Source organism: Streptomyces sp. Da 82-17 (genome assembly GCF_046098215.1).
In the GTDB taxonomy this organism is placed as follows: domain Bacteria; phylum Actinomycetota; class Actinomycetes; order Streptomycetales; family Streptomycetaceae; genus Streptomyces.
Genome location: NZ_JBJURH010000015.1, coordinates 30017 through 44588 on the forward strand (window position 1 = coordinate 30017; position 14572 = coordinate 44588).

General features: G+C 72.5%; 14 protein-coding genes. All 14 read right to left on the reverse strand.

The features are described from left to right. Window positions 1-207: 207 nt before the first annotated feature. The 14 genes from ACIDOF_RS24135 to ACIDOF_RS24200 all read right to left on the reverse strand — a co-directional run bounded on the left by ACIDOF_RS24135 (window position 208) and on the right by ACIDOF_RS24200 (window position 14424). Window positions 208-765, reverse strand: a complete 558-nt coding sequence (locus ACIDOF_RS24135) for a GAF domain-containing protein (protein WP_409008151.1) — start codon at window positions 763-765, stop codon at window positions 208-210. Continuing rightward, complete coding sequence (locus tag ACIDOF_RS24140; RefSeq protein ID WP_409008152.1) at window positions 762-1451, reverse strand: GTP-binding protein; 690 nt, start codon at window positions 1449-1451, stop codon at window positions 762-764. The genes ACIDOF_RS24135 and ACIDOF_RS24140 overlap by 4 nt, the downstream gene beginning before the upstream one ends. Further along, complete coding sequence (locus tag ACIDOF_RS24145) at window positions 1429-1806, reverse strand: DUF742 domain-containing protein (RefSeq protein WP_409008287.1); 378 nt, start codon at window positions 1804-1806, stop codon at window positions 1429-1431. Before ACIDOF_RS24145 ends, ACIDOF_RS24140 begins: the two co-directional genes overlap by 23 nt. A gap of 2 nt (window positions 1807-1808) precedes the next feature. Further along, a complete protein-coding gene (locus ACIDOF_RS24150; protein ID WP_409008153.1) occupies window positions 1809-2240 on the reverse strand; it encodes a roadblock/LC7 domain-containing protein in 432 nt (143 codons plus the stop codon). 91 nt (window positions 2241-2331) lie between these two features. Further along, window positions 2332-4455: an ATP-binding protein gene (locus tag ACIDOF_RS24155; protein WP_409008154.1), complete on the reverse strand. Its 2124-nt coding sequence runs from the start codon at window positions 4453-4455 to the stop codon at window positions 2332-2334. Window positions 4456-4919: 464 nt separating this feature from the next. Continuing rightward, window positions 4920-6281 (reverse strand): cytochrome P450, encoded by a 1362-nt coding sequence (locus ACIDOF_RS24160; RefSeq protein ID WP_409008155.1) that lies wholly within the window; start codon window positions 6279-6281, stop codon window positions 4920-4922. Window positions 6282-6334: 53 nt separating this feature from the next. Then, window positions 6335-6943, reverse strand: a complete 609-nt coding sequence (locus ACIDOF_RS24165; protein WP_409008156.1) for a GTP-binding protein — start codon at window positions 6941-6943, stop codon at window positions 6335-6337. Beyond that, window positions 6921-7280 (reverse strand): DUF742 domain-containing protein, encoded by a 360-nt coding sequence (locus tag ACIDOF_RS24170; RefSeq protein WP_409008157.1) that lies wholly within the window; start codon window positions 7278-7280, stop codon window positions 6921-6923. Before ACIDOF_RS24170 ends, ACIDOF_RS24165 begins: the two co-directional genes overlap by 23 nt. Beyond that, window positions 7277-7684, reverse strand: a complete 408-nt coding sequence (locus tag ACIDOF_RS24175; RefSeq protein ID WP_409008158.1) for a roadblock/LC7 domain-containing protein — start codon at window positions 7682-7684, stop codon at window positions 7277-7279. Before ACIDOF_RS24175 ends, ACIDOF_RS24170 begins: the two co-directional genes overlap by 4 nt. After that, on the reverse strand, window positions 7681-9201 hold the full coding sequence (locus tag ACIDOF_RS24180; RefSeq protein WP_409008159.1) for an ATP-binding protein: 1521 nt from the start codon (window positions 9199-9201) through the stop codon (window positions 7681-7683). Before ACIDOF_RS24180 ends, ACIDOF_RS24175 begins: the two co-directional genes overlap by 4 nt. A gap of 144 nt (window positions 9202-9345) precedes the next feature. Further along, on the reverse strand, window positions 9346-10125 hold the full coding sequence (locus ACIDOF_RS24185; RefSeq protein ID WP_409008160.1) for an enoyl-CoA hydratase/isomerase family protein: 780 nt from the start codon (window positions 10123-10125) through the stop codon (window positions 9346-9348). Between the two features lie 2 nt (window positions 10126-10127). Further along, complete coding sequence (locus ACIDOF_RS24190; protein WP_409008161.1) at window positions 10128-11504, reverse strand: cytochrome P450; 1377 nt, start codon at window positions 11502-11504, stop codon at window positions 10128-10130. Between the two features lie 1177 nt (window positions 11505-12681). Beyond that, window positions 12682-13875, reverse strand: a complete 1194-nt coding sequence (locus ACIDOF_RS24195; RefSeq protein WP_409008162.1) for an MBL fold metallo-hydrolase — start codon at window positions 13873-13875, stop codon at window positions 12682-12684. Window positions 13876-13983: 108 nt separating this feature from the next. After that, window positions 13984-14424, reverse strand: coding sequence for a PPOX class F420-dependent oxidoreductase (locus tag ACIDOF_RS24200; protein ID WP_409008163.1), 441 nt, complete (start codon window positions 14422-14424; stop codon window positions 13984-13986). Between the last annotated feature and the right edge of the window lie 148 nt (window positions 14425-14572).

Consider the following 14572-nt stretch of genomic DNA (forward strand, 5'->3'; position numbering starts at 1 on the left):
GGGGGGAGCCGGGCCCCGACAGGGGCGCGGGGAACTGCGCGACAAGCCACAACGGCGCCGCAGCCGAAAAACAACCCCGGGGGGGCCGGGCCCCGACAGGGGCGCGGGGAACTGCGCGACCAACCACGACGGCGCGGCAGCCGAAAAGCAACCGCCGGGGGGCAGGGGGCGCAGCCCCCTGGGCGGTCATCGGGTCGACGGCGCCGCTCAGGCCCGCGTACCGATCACCCCCACCAACTCCCCCGCCAACCCCTTGATCGCAGCCAACCCCTCCCGCCCCCACGCATGCGGCTCCGTGTCCACGACACACACCGTGCCGAGCACCATCCCCGTACCGTCGATCAGCGGAGCGCCCAGGTACGAGCGGATGCCGATCTCCTCGACGACCGGGTTCCCGGCGAACCGCGGGTAGTCGCGGACGTCCTCAAGGACGAGGGCCTTGCGGCGGACCACGACGTGCGGGCAGTAGCCCTGGTCGCGTTCGAGGTGGCGGCCGACGCGGCCGTTCTTGGTGTCGATGCCCCGGTCCTGGCCGGCGAGGCCGCCCTCGGGGGTGTGCAGGCCGGCGAAGAACTGCCGGTTCTCGTCGATGAAGTTGACCATCGCGTACGGCGCCCCGATCGTCTCCGCGATCCGGTCGGCGAACGCGTCGAACACCGGGTCCGGCTCGTCGCCGAGGCCGAGCTCGCGCAGCCGCCGTACCCGGTTCGAGGCCTCCTTGTCGACGGGGGTCAGCAGCAGGTGCCCGGTCGGGTCGTACGTCATGTGTGTGCTCCGTGGCTGGGGGCGGCCGGGTCCGGGGTCTGGGTGAGCAGGTACTGGACGAGGGTCACCAGGGTCTCCATGCCGGATCCGGCGACCCGCGCGTCGCACAGCACCACCGGCACGTCGGGCTTCAGGTCGATGGCCGCGCGCACTTCCTCCGGCTCGTACCGGAAGGAGTCGTCGAACTCGTTGACGGCGACGACGAAGGCGATGCCGCGCCGTTCGAAGAAGTCGACGGCGGAGAAGCAGTCCTCCAGGCGTCTGGTGTCGGCGAGCACGACCGCGCCGAGCGCGCCGTCGGACAGCTCGTCCCACATGAACCAGAACCGTTCCTGGCCCGGGGTGCCGAACAGGTACAGGACGTGCCGCTTGTCGAGCGTGATGCGGCCGAAGTCCATCGCCACGGTCGTGGTGGTCTTGTTCTCGATCCCGTCGAGGTTGTCGGTGCCCGCGCTGGCGGTGGTGAGCAGTTCCTCGGTGCTGAGCGGCTCGATCTCGCTGACCGTGCTCACGAAGGTCGTCTTGCCCACTCCGAACCCGCCCGCGACCAGCACCTTCAGCGCGTCGGGGAAGCCGTCGCGGGCTTCCCGGGGCTCCCGGGGCTCCGGGATCTGCCGTACCTCCGGGACCTCCCGGGCCGGCGCGCGGGAGCCCGTCAGCGGGTCAGAGCCGTCGTCGTAGACCATCGAGCACTGCCTCCAACAGGGACTGGTCGTCGGTGGGTTGGGTGCGGAAGGTGGGGGCCTTGGCGGTGAGGGCGCCGCAGTCGACGAGGTCGGACAGGAGCACCTTGGTCACCACGGCGGGCAGCCGCAGCTGCGCCGCGATCTCGGCCACGGAGGTGGGCCCGCCGCCGCACAGGCCGAGCGCCTGTGTGTGCTCGGGCCCCATGTGGGCGACCGACACTGCGCCTGTCGGCACGACCAGGGAGAGCAGGTCGAGCGGGGCGCTGGGCCGGGTCCTGCCGTTGATCACGGTGTACGGGCGGACGAGCCGGCCGGCGGCGTCGTCCAGCCACGGCCCGTCCTGCGGGAGCGCCACGTTCACGGATTCATCACCGAGGGCTCCGCGGGCCGCCGCGCGGGGGTGACGAGGTACGGGCGCACGCTCTTGACCAGCATCGCCATCTCGTACCCGAGGACCGCCGCGTCGGCCTCCCGGCCCGCCATGACGGCCAGGCACGTGCCGGAGCCCGCGGTGGACACGAACAGCAGGGTCTGCGCCAACTCGACGACGACCTGGCGGACTTCACCGCCGTCGCCGAAGCGGATGCCGGCGCTGCGGCCGAGCGAGTACAGGCCGGAGGCGAGCGCGGCCATGTGGTCGGCGCTGTCCGGGTCGAGTCCGTGGACCGATTTGACCAGTCCGTCGGAGGAGAGCAGGACCGCGCTGCGGGTGTGCGGCACCCGCTGCACCAGACCGCTCAACAACCAGTCGAGGTCGGAAACCTGGCCGGTCGGCACATCGCTCGCCATGGGGGATCGACTCCTTGGGGTACGGCGTGGTGGTACGGCCTCAACAGGCCGTGGAAGCAGAGGGGTTGGGGCGGGGTGGTGCTGTCGGCGGTCACCCGGCGGGTTCGGCGCCGGGGCGCGGGGCGTCCTGCCCCTCCGCGAGGCCGATGCCGCGCTGGAAGGCGGCCATCAGGCCCGGGTCGTGCCCGTCGAGCCCGCTGTCCGCCGGCTCGGCGGCCGCCGCCGCGGACGGTACGGGCGCGTCGCGCAGCTGCGGCACCAGGTGTTCCTGGGCGCGCCGCTTGGGGAGTTGGGGCCGGCCCGCGGCACCGCGCCCGCCGGTGGACGCCGGGCCCGCGGGCTGCGGGTCGGGGCGCAGGGAGTGGTCGGCGGGGTTGGGCCGCGCCTCGTGCGCGCCGCGCACCGGCAACGGCGGGGCGGTACGGGCCTCACCGCTCCGGGACTGCGCGGCGCCGGCCCGCTCGGTGCCGGGCTGCACGGCCGCCTCGTCGCGCCGGGGTTGCGTCGCCGGCTGGGCGGGGACCTGGGCGACGGGGGTGTGCGTGGCGGTGTGCAACGTGAACCCGGCCCCGTCCGTGCCGCCGCCCTGGACTCGTACGGCCCCTTCGCGGGCGCCCTCCTGCCGCGGGGCGGGCGAAGGAGTGGGTGCGGGCACGGCGGCGGCGTGGGCGCCGGTCGAGGTGAACTGTTCCTGGTACGGGGGCTGTTGGGCCGACGCGGCGGCGGTCGCGCTCACGTGCGGCCGGGCCTGGCCCTGAGCGGTCGGCGTCTGCGTACCCGCCTGGGGGCCGCCCGGCTGCGGGACACCCTGCTGCGAGCCGCCCGGCTGCGGGACACTGGCCTCCGAGCCGCCCGGCTGCGGGACACCGGCCTGCGAGCCGCCCGGCTGCGGGACACCGGCCTGCGTGGCACCGGGCTGCGTGGCACCGGCCTGCTGCATGGCCGCCTGTGCGGCTCCCGCCTGGGTGGCCCCCGTCTGGACGCGGCCCGCGCCGCCGGTGTCCTCGTCCGCTCCGAGCAGGCTCTGCGGCAGCACGATGACCGCCTGGACGCCGCCGTAGATGTTGGTCTGCAGCCGTACGGCGATGCCGTGCCTGCGGGCGAGGGCCGCGACCACGAAGAGGCCGATGCGGCCACCGGCGATGAGCCCGGCGACGTCGACGTCCTCGGGGTCGGCGAGCAGGGCGTTCATCTCGCTCTGCTCCTCGCCCGCCATGCCCAGGCCGCGGTCCTCCACCTCGATGGCGAGACCCGAGGTGACCCGGCTCGCGCGCATCAGGACCTGGGTGTGCGGCGGCGAGAACACCGAGGCGTTCTCGACGAGTTCGGCGAGCAGGTGGATGACGTCGGCGACGGCGTGGCCGCGCAGCGTGCCGTCGATCGGCGGCACCAGCTTGACCCGCGAGTACTGCTCGACCTCGGCGATCGCGGAACGCAGCACCTCGCTCATGGTCACCGGGTGCGACCACTGGCGGCGCGAGATGGCGCCGCCGAGCACGGCGAGGTTCTCGGCGTGCCGGCGGATGCGGGTGGCGAGGTGGTCGACCTGGAAGAGGCCCTTGAGGACGTCCGGGTCCTCGACCTGGTTCTCCAGCTCGTCGAGGAGCTGGATCTCGCGGTGCACGAGCGACTGCAGCCTGCGCGCGAGGTTCACGAGCAGTTCGACCTTCTGCTCGCTGCCGGCCTGCCCGGACAGCTGCGCGGCCTGGACGACGGAGGCGACCGCGGCCTCCTGCGCGCGGGTCAACTCATGGGCCAGCTGGTCGAATTCGTCGCCGTCGGAGGCCTTCGGCGGGGTGGTCGCGGTGCGCTGCGGGGCGCCCTCGCCGCGGCGCAGGCGCTCGACGAGGGCGCGCAGCTCGCTCTGGCCGCGGGCGGTGCTGCGGCGCAGGACGGACACCCGGTCCATGACGGCCCGCGTGGTGCGGTCGGCCGCGACGACGGCGGCGGCGATCCCGGCGACGGCCACGGTCGCGGCGGCGGCGAGGAGTCCCCAGAGGACCGGCGTGGGCCGGGCCCCGGTGACCTGGACGACGCACAGCACGGCCGCCGCGCCCGCCAGGGCGACCGCGACGGCGGGCAGGACGGAGGCGCGCAGGAGTTGGCGGCGTATCCGGGCCTCGGGCAGCTCCTTGGCCACCCGGGGTCCGGGCCTGCCGTGGCGTCCGCCCTCGCGGCGTTCTGCGCGTGCGGCCGGTTCGCGAAGGTGAGACATCAGCGTCCTCGTCGAGTGGACTCGTGGTGCGCGGGCGTCGCGCTCGGCTCCGGGCGTACGGCATGGCTGTGCCGTACGTCGCCGCGCGGATGATGCGCCCTGCGTGGGTCGACGAGCACACACGGTAGTCACGAAAGACGGGCCCGCGACGGGGAGTTGGGGAACTTCACCGAACCGCGTTCACCCTCGGCGTGACATCTCGTACAATCGCGCGAATCCCCCAGGTCGGACGCGTGTTCGTGTCGTCTGCGCGCGGCCTGGGACGAGGGGCGTACGCGGTCCTCCCGGCGGGTCCCGGCGTACGGATGTCGGACTGCGGCAGCGGTCGGGAACGGACGCCGCCCGGTCGCGTACGAGAACGAAACGGGCACGCCCGGTCCCCTGAGGTGTCTCCTCGGGGACCGGGCGTGCCCGGCAACTGCGGTGGGGCGGCGGCCGGTTGTGGCCGGGCCGTCCGTGCGGGGTCAGTTGTCTCCGCGCCACCAGTTCAGCCAGAGCTGCACGACCTTGCCGCCCAGCGTCGGCTTCTTCGGCGGCGGGGGCGGCGGGCCCGGCTGCAGGAGCGAACCGGACGGCCGGGGCGCCTCGCCCCGCGCGGCGGCGGACGCCTTCTCGCCGGCGCGCGCGGCCCGCGGCGAGAAGCGCACCGGAAGCTCCTTCAGGGCCCGGTGGAAGGGGCCGGGCCGCCACTCCAGGGTCGACTCGTCGACCCCGAGCCGGAGGTCCGGCAGCCGCTTGAACAGCATCTCGATCGCGGTGTGCGCGATGGACAGCGCCTGGCGCTGCGCGGGGCACTGGTGCGGGCCCGCGGACCAGGCGAGGTGGGCGCTGTGCGTGGCCTCCTGGTCGGCGGCGATGCCCTCCATCGGGTCGTTGTTGGCGGCCGCGAAGGAGATCAGGATCGGCACGCCGCTCGGGAACACCACGTCGTGCAGCTCCGTCGTACGACGGGCGTAGTGCACGCCGTAGTTGGCCACCGGGGGGTCCCAGCGCAGCACGTCGTTGATGGACTCGCTGATCGGCGGGTTGATGCCGGCGAAGTGCCCGGCGAACCGCGGGTCGGCGAGGATCTTCAGGGCGGCGGTGCCGATGAGGTTGGCCTCGGGCTCCGTACCGCCGGCCATCAACGTGACGAGCTGGTGGATGATCTCCTCGCCGCCCGGCTGCGAGGGGTGGGCGAGCATCCAGCTGGTGACGTCGGAGCCGGGCGTCGTCGTCTTGTACTCGATGAGGTCGACCAGCCCCTGGGTGACCAGGGCGTTGGACTTCTCCGGGTCGCGGCCGTCGAACAGGCCCGACATGCCTTCCACGAGCCGGTCGGCGACGTCGTCGGGGCAGCCGAAGAGGCGGTTGAAGACCCGCAGCGGCAGGGTCTTCGCATAGTCCGCGATCAGGTCGGCGCGGCCGGCGGGCGCGAACCGGTCGATCAGCTCGTCCGCGGCCTCCTCGACGAAGCGGCGCAGCTGGTAGAGGTCGACCTTGCCGAGCGCGTCCTCGATGACCTGGCGGCGGGCCTGGTGCTCGTGGCCGTCGCTGAAGAAGGCGTTGGGGCGCCACTCCATCATCGGGCGGACGCTGCTGTCCGCGGGAATGCTGCCCCGGTTCAGGTCCGCCCAGTTGCGGGAGTCCTTGGAGAAGTCGGGGCTGAGCAGGATCTCGCGGGCCGTGGCGTAGCTGGTCACGAGGATGGCGTGCACGCCCGGTTCGAGCGCGACGGGGTGGGCGCGGGAGCCGGTGGCCCGCAGCCGTCCGTAGACGGCGTGCGGGTCGGCGGCGAAGTCCGCGCCGAACAGGGGTGTGACGGCGGCGGCACCGGTGCCCGACACGGGGCATCCGGGCGCGTTCGGGCTCTGTTGGCCGTAGGAGTCGACGGGGTAACTCACCGGAAGCTCTCTTGGTGTACGGCCCGCTCGTGGAGGTGTTCCACGAGGCGGATCAGGGCGATGGTGGAGGACTGGGGGTCACGGGCGTCGCACGTGACCAACGGGGTGTCCGGGTGCAGGTCGAGCGCGTCCCGCACCTCGTCCTCGTCGAACCGTTTGCCGCCCGCGAAGTGGTTCACGGCGACGCCGTACGGCAGTCCGAACTCCTCGACGCGGTCGAACACGGGGAACGACTCGGCGAGGTTGCGGGTGTCGGCGAGGACGAGCGCGCCGAGCGCGCCGTACGCGAGGTCCTGCCACAGGCGCCGGAAGCGTTCCTGTCCGGGGGCGCCGAACAGGTACAGGACGAGGCGCGGGCTCAGGGTGAGCCGGCCGAAGTCCATGGCGACCGTGGTGGTCTTCTTGTCGGGCAGGCCGACGAGGTCGTCGTAGCCGACGCTGGACGCCGTCATGACCTCTTCGGTCCGGAGCGGGTCGATCTCGGACAGGGTTCCCACGTAGGTGGTCTTGCCGACACCAAAGTGCCCCGCTACCAGGATCTTCGTGGCCACCTGAACGGTGTCGGCCAGATATATGGGCTGCTTAGAGACGGGCGCGGAGCCCATTGAGGACCTCCTCCAGGAGGGTTCTGTCTGTGGCGGGGGTACTGGTGGGCGCCGTGCGGGTGGTGAGGAGCTGCTCGTCGACCAGGTCGGCGACCAGGACCTTCGTCAGCGCCACCGACAGGTCGAGGTAGCCCGCTGCCTCGGCCACCGTCATCAGCGCGCCGCCCCGGCAGAGTTCGACGATGGAGCGCTTCTCACGGTTGAGCCGGTGCAGGGGCTCATTGCTTGCGGTCGCCTTGATCAGCGTGATGACGTCGATGTCCGCTCTCGACGGCTTGGCTCGTCCACCGGTGATGACATAAGAGCGGACCAGCGAGCTGTCGTCCTGTCCGCTCATCCGTGGAAGCCAAGGCCCTGCCGGTCCGCTACGGCCATCTCGTGCCCGATCTGGCCCACCAGCTCGTGCATGCGGCGGCTGATGGCGGCGAGGTCCACCGCGGCCGTCGTCGACACACCGAGATAGGCGCCGGCTCCGGCGCGGACGGCGAAGACGTACCGCGAGTCGAACTCGATCACCGTTTCGAGCCAGGGGTTGTGCGCCCCGCCGCTGAAGATCGGGTCCTGGCACAGTGACGCGAGACCGGACATGGCGGCGGCGTAGGTGTCCGCCTCGTCCTTGCTGATCTCCTCGGTGCGGGCCTGCATGAGGCCGTCCCGGGAGAGCAGGACCGCGTGCAGGACCTCGGGGATCTCGAGGAGGCTGCGCAGCATCCACGCGGGCTTGCTCGTCGTGTCACTCATGAAGTTGTCTTCCCCTTGTGCTCGTCTGCCGTGCTGACACGGCCCTCACGGTTGCCCCGCTGCAGTGCGGCCATACGGCGCGCGGTCTCCTCCGCCGAGCGGGGAGGCTGTACGTCGCCGTCCTGGAGTCGTGCGTCCACCGTCGGCGCCTTGCGTCGGCGCCGCGGGAGTCCGCCCGAGGTGTGTCCGAGCTCGTCGCCGGGCTGGGCGGCACTCTCGCGCCGGCCGGCCTCGGCGGTCGGCTCGGGCTCGGGCGTCGTGGTCCGGCGGTGCGCGGCGGGCGCCGTGTGCGCGCGCGGGGGTTCGGGCGCGGGCGGCGGGGGCGTGAGCGCGGTCTCGCCGGACTGTATGGGCGCGTGCGTGGGCGTGGGCTCCTGCCGGGGTGCGGGCATCGGCGCGGGCGCCGTGCGCGTGGCCTGTTCGGGCCTGGGCGCGGGCGGGGCGACGGCGGGACGCTCCTGGGCAGGCGCGGGCAGCGGCTCGGCGGGGGCCGAAGTGGTCGCCGTGGCACGGCCGTTGACGGCGTCGGCGGAGTGCTGGGCGCCGTTGATGGCGTCCATGGGGCGCTGCGGGGCGACGCCGGGGACCTGCCGGGGGGCGCTCTCGGGCATCTGCGTGAGCAGCGCGTTGGGCAGCATGATGACGGCCCGTACGCCCTTGTAGAGGCTGGTCTTGAGGCCTACGGAGAAGCCGTACTGCTGGGCGATCTGGCCGACGACGCGGAAGCCGAAGCTGGGGTCCTCGGCGAGTTCCTCGATGTCCAGGGCCGGAGGGCGGGACAGCAGTTCGTTGGCGTCCTGCACCTTCTTGGGCGCCATGCCGAGGCCGCGGTCGTCGATGGAGATCGCCACGCCGTTGGGCAGGCGCTCCAGCTCGACCTCGATGGGCTGCTCGGGGTTACTGAACTGGTCGGCGTTGTCGAGGAGTTCGGCGATCGCGTGCACGACGGGGTTGACCGCGTGGGCGGACACGCCGACTTCCAGCTCGTTGACGAGGCGGACGCGGGTGAAGCCGCGGATGTAGCCGGTGGCGCCGCGGACGACGTCCGTGACGGTCTCGGGCACGCGGGAGCGGCCGGGGAAGCCGCCGCAGAGCACCACGATGTTCCTGGCCTTGCGGAGGAAGTACGACGTGCGGTGGTCGACCTTCATCAGGGCTTCGAGGAGCCGGGGGTCCTGGAGCATCCGCTCCAGGTCGCTGATGGTCTTCTGCTGCTCGGAGCCGCGGGCGAGGAAGCTCTCGCCGATGACCTTCAGCAGCTTCCACAGGGACTCGCTCATGCGGTCCCGGGCGACGTCGCTGAGCTGCGAGAACCACTCCGCGATGACGCGCAGGTCGTGCTCGAAGTCACTGCCCGCCAACGAGCCGTAGGCCTCGGGGAGTTGGAACGGCGGCGGGGTCTCGTTGGGGTTCGCGAGGCGCGGCAGGTAGTTCTCCAGCAGGTAGCGTGCCGCGTCGTCCCGCCGCTGTCGCTGCGCCATCGCCTCGGCGCTGCGCTTGCGCTGTACTCGGGCCACGTTGTGTCCTCGCAGTGCGAGCACCGCGAGGACCAAAATGGCCCCGATCAGGCACCAGAACACCCAGTCCTGTTGCCCAAGGTATTGGATCATCGCTCTAGGGCCCCTCGGCCCATCCTCCTTCGTGTAATCGAATCCTCACGCTCAACGCCCCTTCGCCTGGCGGGCGTTGAGGGCCGTCGCCAGGAGATAGCCGTCGAGTCCCGTGAGGTCACCGCTACGGGCGGGGGTCCCGTATGCGCGCATCAGAGCCTTGGTGCCACGCAGCGCGGCGGGTGAACGGCGTGCGATGGTGCGTGCCCACCGGTCGACGATCTTGTCGAGCTCCGCGGAGTCCGCTGCCACGCGGTGCAGCAGGGACCACTCGAGTGCTCGGGCAGAGTCCACGACGTCGCAGGTCAGCACCATTTCCCGGATACGGGGCGCGCCGACCTCGGCGATCAGCCGGCTCAGCGCTCCGCCCCAGGCCGTCGGCAGTCCGAGGCCGAGTTCGGGCATCCGGAAGGTGCAGTCGGCGGTGCCGACGCGCAGGTCGCAGTAGAGGGCCAGGGCCACTCCCGCTCCGACGGCGGGACCGCGGACGGCGGCGATGGTGGCGACGTCGGCGGACTCCAGGGCCTCGCAGACGTGTCGGGCCTTCTCGGCGACTCTGAGGACGGCTTCGCCGGTGGTGTCGGCCTCGGCAAGCGACTCCAGCTCGTGCCGGTCGCCGCCGAGGCAGAACTCCGTCTCCTCGCCCGCGAGTACGAGGACGCGCAGGTCGGGGCGTTGCCGCAGGTGGGCGAGTACGTCGGAGAGGTCGTCGAGGAGGGCTTCGTCGGCGACGTTCTTGGCGTCCTCGCGGCGCATGCGTACGTGCAGCACGGCGCCGTTCTCGGTGATGTCGAGGGTCTTGGGGTCCAGGGGAAGGGTCTGCCGGTCCATCGTCACGCTCCGAACGAGTAGAAGCGCGGCTTGGGTGCGAGACCCACCCGCAGACTGGCCATCCGCCGGAACGCCACCCTGGGCTCCCACTTCGGCTCGGACACCACACGCAGCGTGGGGAAGCGGGTCAGCAGCTTCCGGAGCAGCGCATGGCCCTCCAGCCTGCCGAGTCCTGCCCCGAGGCAGAAGTGGGCGCCTTGCCCGAAGGCGAGATGCCGGGCGGGCCCGGGGCGTCGCACATCGAATCGATCGGGGTCGGCTATGAACCTCGGATCATGATGCGCCGAGCCTATGCACACGTACACCAACTGCCCCTTGCCTACGGCAACATCTGACAGAGAGTCACTGCGGGACCCTACACGAGTAGTTATCGACACCGCGGGGTCATAACGAAGAATCTCCTCTGTTGCTGCGGGAATCCCCTCGGGGTGGTATCGGAGCCAGTCGGCCTGGTCCGGATGCCGGTCGAGGAGCCACATCGCGGCGTTGAGGAGGTTGGACGTCGTCTCAAGTCCCGCCATGATGCTGAAGGTTGCCAGCCGCTGCACGATGGTAGCCGCCTGCCGGGGGTCCTCTTCCACTTCGGACCACGCGTGGATCCAGGAGGAGAGTACGTCGTCGCCGGGTGACTTGGTGCGCTCGGCCACCAGGTTCTCGAAGTACGCCTTGAGGTTGAGGGCGGACTCGTCGGCGACGGCCAACTGGGCGGGCGTGGGGAAGAGTTCCTGCGACCAGGCCTGCCCGTGGGTCCACTTGCGCAGGTCGGCGAAGTCGGCGCTGGGGACGCCGAGCCAGCGGCCGACGGCGGCCACGGGCAGTCCGTCGCCGACGATGTCGGCGTAGTCGGCCTCGCCGTCCTCCTTCATCCGGGTTTCCAGCTCGTCGAGCAGCCCGTCGACCAACTGCTCGATGACGGGGGTGAGTTGTTCGATCGTGGCCCGGTCGAAGGTGTTGCCGAGCACACGGCGCTGCCGGGTGTGCTCGGGGGCGTTCAGGAGCATGATCATCTGGCTGAACTCGCTGGACGCGGGGGACGTCCACCGCGGTTCGCCCTGCTGCTGGCGCCAGGCGTGGTCGGGCGTCAGGTACGAGCGGTCCCGGAGCACCGTGTTGGCCGCCTCGTAGCCGGTCACGAGGACGCCGCCCCACGGGGAGGGCACGACGTCGCCGCACTCGCGCAGCTTCTCGAAGACCGGCCAGGGGTTGCTCTGTCCGTCGCCGAACTTGCGCGCCGAGCGCAGCCGCGAGAGCAGGACGGCAACCTGCCGCGATATGTCGGGATCCGGTTCCGGTTGCGGGTCGGCCTCGGTTAATTCCGGACGCGGAGCGTGTTGCGGAGGGATCGATTGTGGACAGGCTATCGAGGCGTCGACAGACATGTGCTCCTCCAACCCAGGGGCAGGCCGCGTGCGCGTGCCGGATGAACTTGTTGGCCTCATATGCCTGCTGACCTTGGCAGGTCTCGCACGGAGTGTGAAGGACGCTTTCTCGCCACAGCGGCCGAGGAGCTGCGGCTGGTCTCAGCCAGCGAGACAGACCCTCCGCTTACGGCTCACTCAACGCAGCCTCACCAGCGAGGATTTTGGGACGAGCGGGATTCCGCGAGGCCTCTGGGACTACACAGCGCGAACTCCGCACCATGGCTTGATCTCGCCCTACCGTGCAGCTCGGTCACATGTACGTCACGTCAACTAAACGTTCGCGTCGGCTGGTTCGGGCCGCCTTTCTTGCCTCGGGGGCAAACTCCGGCACGGGGAGCGGCTTTTGACGGCGCGTCAAGAAGGACCATCAGGACACGATGCGGCAAGGGCGGCCCCGCCACCGGGGGCCCGTCTCACCTCTGCGCCGGGCGGCGACGCCTCACCTCTCCGCCGCGGGGCCGGGGGCGCGCACCGCCCGGCTGCCGGGACCGCCCCGCTGCCGACGAGCCTGCCCGCACCTCTCCGCCGACGGGGCGGGGCCCCACCCCGCGTAGGGGGTGGTCTCACCTCTCCGCCGCGGGGGCGGTCCCACCTCTCGGCCGCGGGGACCGCTCTCACCCTCCGCCGCGGGGGCGACGCCTCACCTCTCCGCCACCGGGACCGCCCGCACCACTCCGCCACCGGGACCGCCCGCACCACTCCGCCACCGGGACCGCCCTAGGGCCCGCACCGCCCGGGCTGCCGGGACCGCCCCGCTGCCGACGAGCCTGCCCGCACCTCTCGGCCCACGGGGCGGGGCCCCACCCCGCGCAGGGGGCGGTCTCACCTCTCCGCCGCGGCGGCGTCCGGTCCCACCTCTCCGCCGCGGGGACCGCTCTCACCCCTCCGCTGCCGGGGGGGGGCGCCCGTCTCACCTCTCCGCCGGGGGGCGACGCCTCACCTCTCCGCCGCGGGGCCGGGGCCCCACCCCGCGCAGGGGGCGGTCTCACCCCTCCGCCGCGGCGGCGTCCGGTCCCACCTCTCCGCCGCGGGGGCACCGCTCTCACCCCTCCCCCGCCGGGGGGGGCGACGCCTCACCTCTCCGCCGCGGGGCCGGGGCGCGCACCGCCCGGCTGCCGGGACCGCCCCGCCGCCCTCACCGCTCCCGCGCCAGATCCAGTCCGCCCCGGGTCGCCGCGACCGCCACGTCCTCCGCCTCCGAGCGCAGTCGCCACGGCTGGGCGATCGGGGCCGAGACCGGACGCCACCACGCCTCCCCCGGCAGCTCCCCCGACGGTTCGAACGGCTCGCCCGGCCGGGGCGAGGCGACCCGCTGCCCGGCCTGCTCCGCCGCGTACCGGGTCCACTCGCCGGGCTCCGCCCACGGGTGCGGGGCGAGGTTGAACGTGCCCCAGTGGATCGGCAGCAGCGCGCCGTGCGGCCGGCCGCCCTGGAGGTCGAGGTGGGCCTGGACGCCCTCCTCGGGGGTCATGTGGATGTCCGGCCAGTACTCGCTGTACGCGCCGATCTGGATCATCGTCGCGTCGAACGGGCCGTGCTCCGCGCCGATGTCCCCGAAGCCCGGGAAGTACCCGGTGTCGCCGGAGTGGTAGACGCGGTGCTCGTCCCCGGCGACCACCCAGGACGCCCACAGCGTGTGCTGTTCGTTGCGCAGGCCGCGGCCGCAGAAGTGCCGGGCCGGGGTCGCCGTCAGGCTCAGGCCCGAGATCTCCGTCCGCTCGTGCCAGTCCAGCTCGCGCAGCCGGTCCGGGGCGACGCCCCAGTGCTCCAGGTGCGCCCCGACGCCGAGCGGCACCGCGAACACCGTGTCCGTGTCGGCGAGCGCCTTGATCGTGGGCAGGTCCAGGTGGTCGTAGTGGTCGTGCGAGATGACGACCGCGTCGACCGGGCCGAGGGCGGTGAGCGGGACGGGCGCCGGGTGCAGCCGCCGGGGCCCGGCGAACGCGAACGGAGAGCAGCGCTCTCCCCAGACCGGGTCGAACAGCACCCGCCTGCCGTCGATCTCCGCGAGCACGCTGGAGTGGCCCATCCACGTCAGCCGCAGCCCGCTCGCCGGGGGCCGGGCCAGGTCGGCGAGGGTCGTGGGGTGCACCGGCACGTTCCCGGAGGGGGCGCGGCGGATCCGCTCCTCCTTGCGGAAGTACGTCTTCGCGAACTCGACCTTGGAGCCGAGCGGCCCGACCCGCGCGCCGACCGGGTTGGTGAACCGGCCGTCCGCGAAGTTCGGCGAACGGTGGATCCGCGCGAGGCGCTCACCCGTCGGCTCGGCGCCGAAGGACGCGGGCCGCAGCGAGCGGAGCCCGGAGCGCAGGGAACGGAAGCCGGTCACGGATCCTCCAGCGGAGCGGTTCGGTCAGGTTTTCATTATGTGCGGCAGGTGTACGAGCGGCAGGTGCTGCGCGGGCCCCCGGGCGCCGCGCGAAGGCCCGGACGTGGCTCACCCGGCGCTCTGCCCGTACGCCCGCTCCACCGGCAGGCGCAGGACGAGCCGCCGGTCGCGGACCATCGCGGCGCGGTAGTCGTCCCAGTCCGGGTGTTCGCCGTTGATGTCGCGGTAGAGCCGGATCAGCTCCTCGACCGTGTCGTCGTACGGGTCCTCGGCCACCGGAGTGAGTTCCGCGGTGCCGTCGACGACGGTCCAGGACCAGCGGTCGGCGCTCGTGACGTGGTACGAGGCGCGGGGATCGCGGCGCAGGTTCCGGGTCTTGGCGCGGTCGTCCGTGACGGAGACCCGCAGCACGCGGGCCCGCGGGTCGTAGTGGTGGTTGACGTTGGACAGCTGGGGGCGGCCGTCGCGCCGGAGCGTGACGAGCACGCCGCCGTCGCGCTCCGTGAGCAGCTTCAGCAGGGCGTCCTGGTGATCGTCTCCTGTCGTCATGCCTCGTCAACGTGTCGGAGCGCGGAAGGATTCCGCCCGCGCGGCATCGTCTTCCCCGCGATGTCACATTCCGCGTGCCCCCGCACGTCGCAGAGGTGACAGGCGCACGAAGCCCGTACGGCCGGCCCGTACGGGCACCGGCGTACGA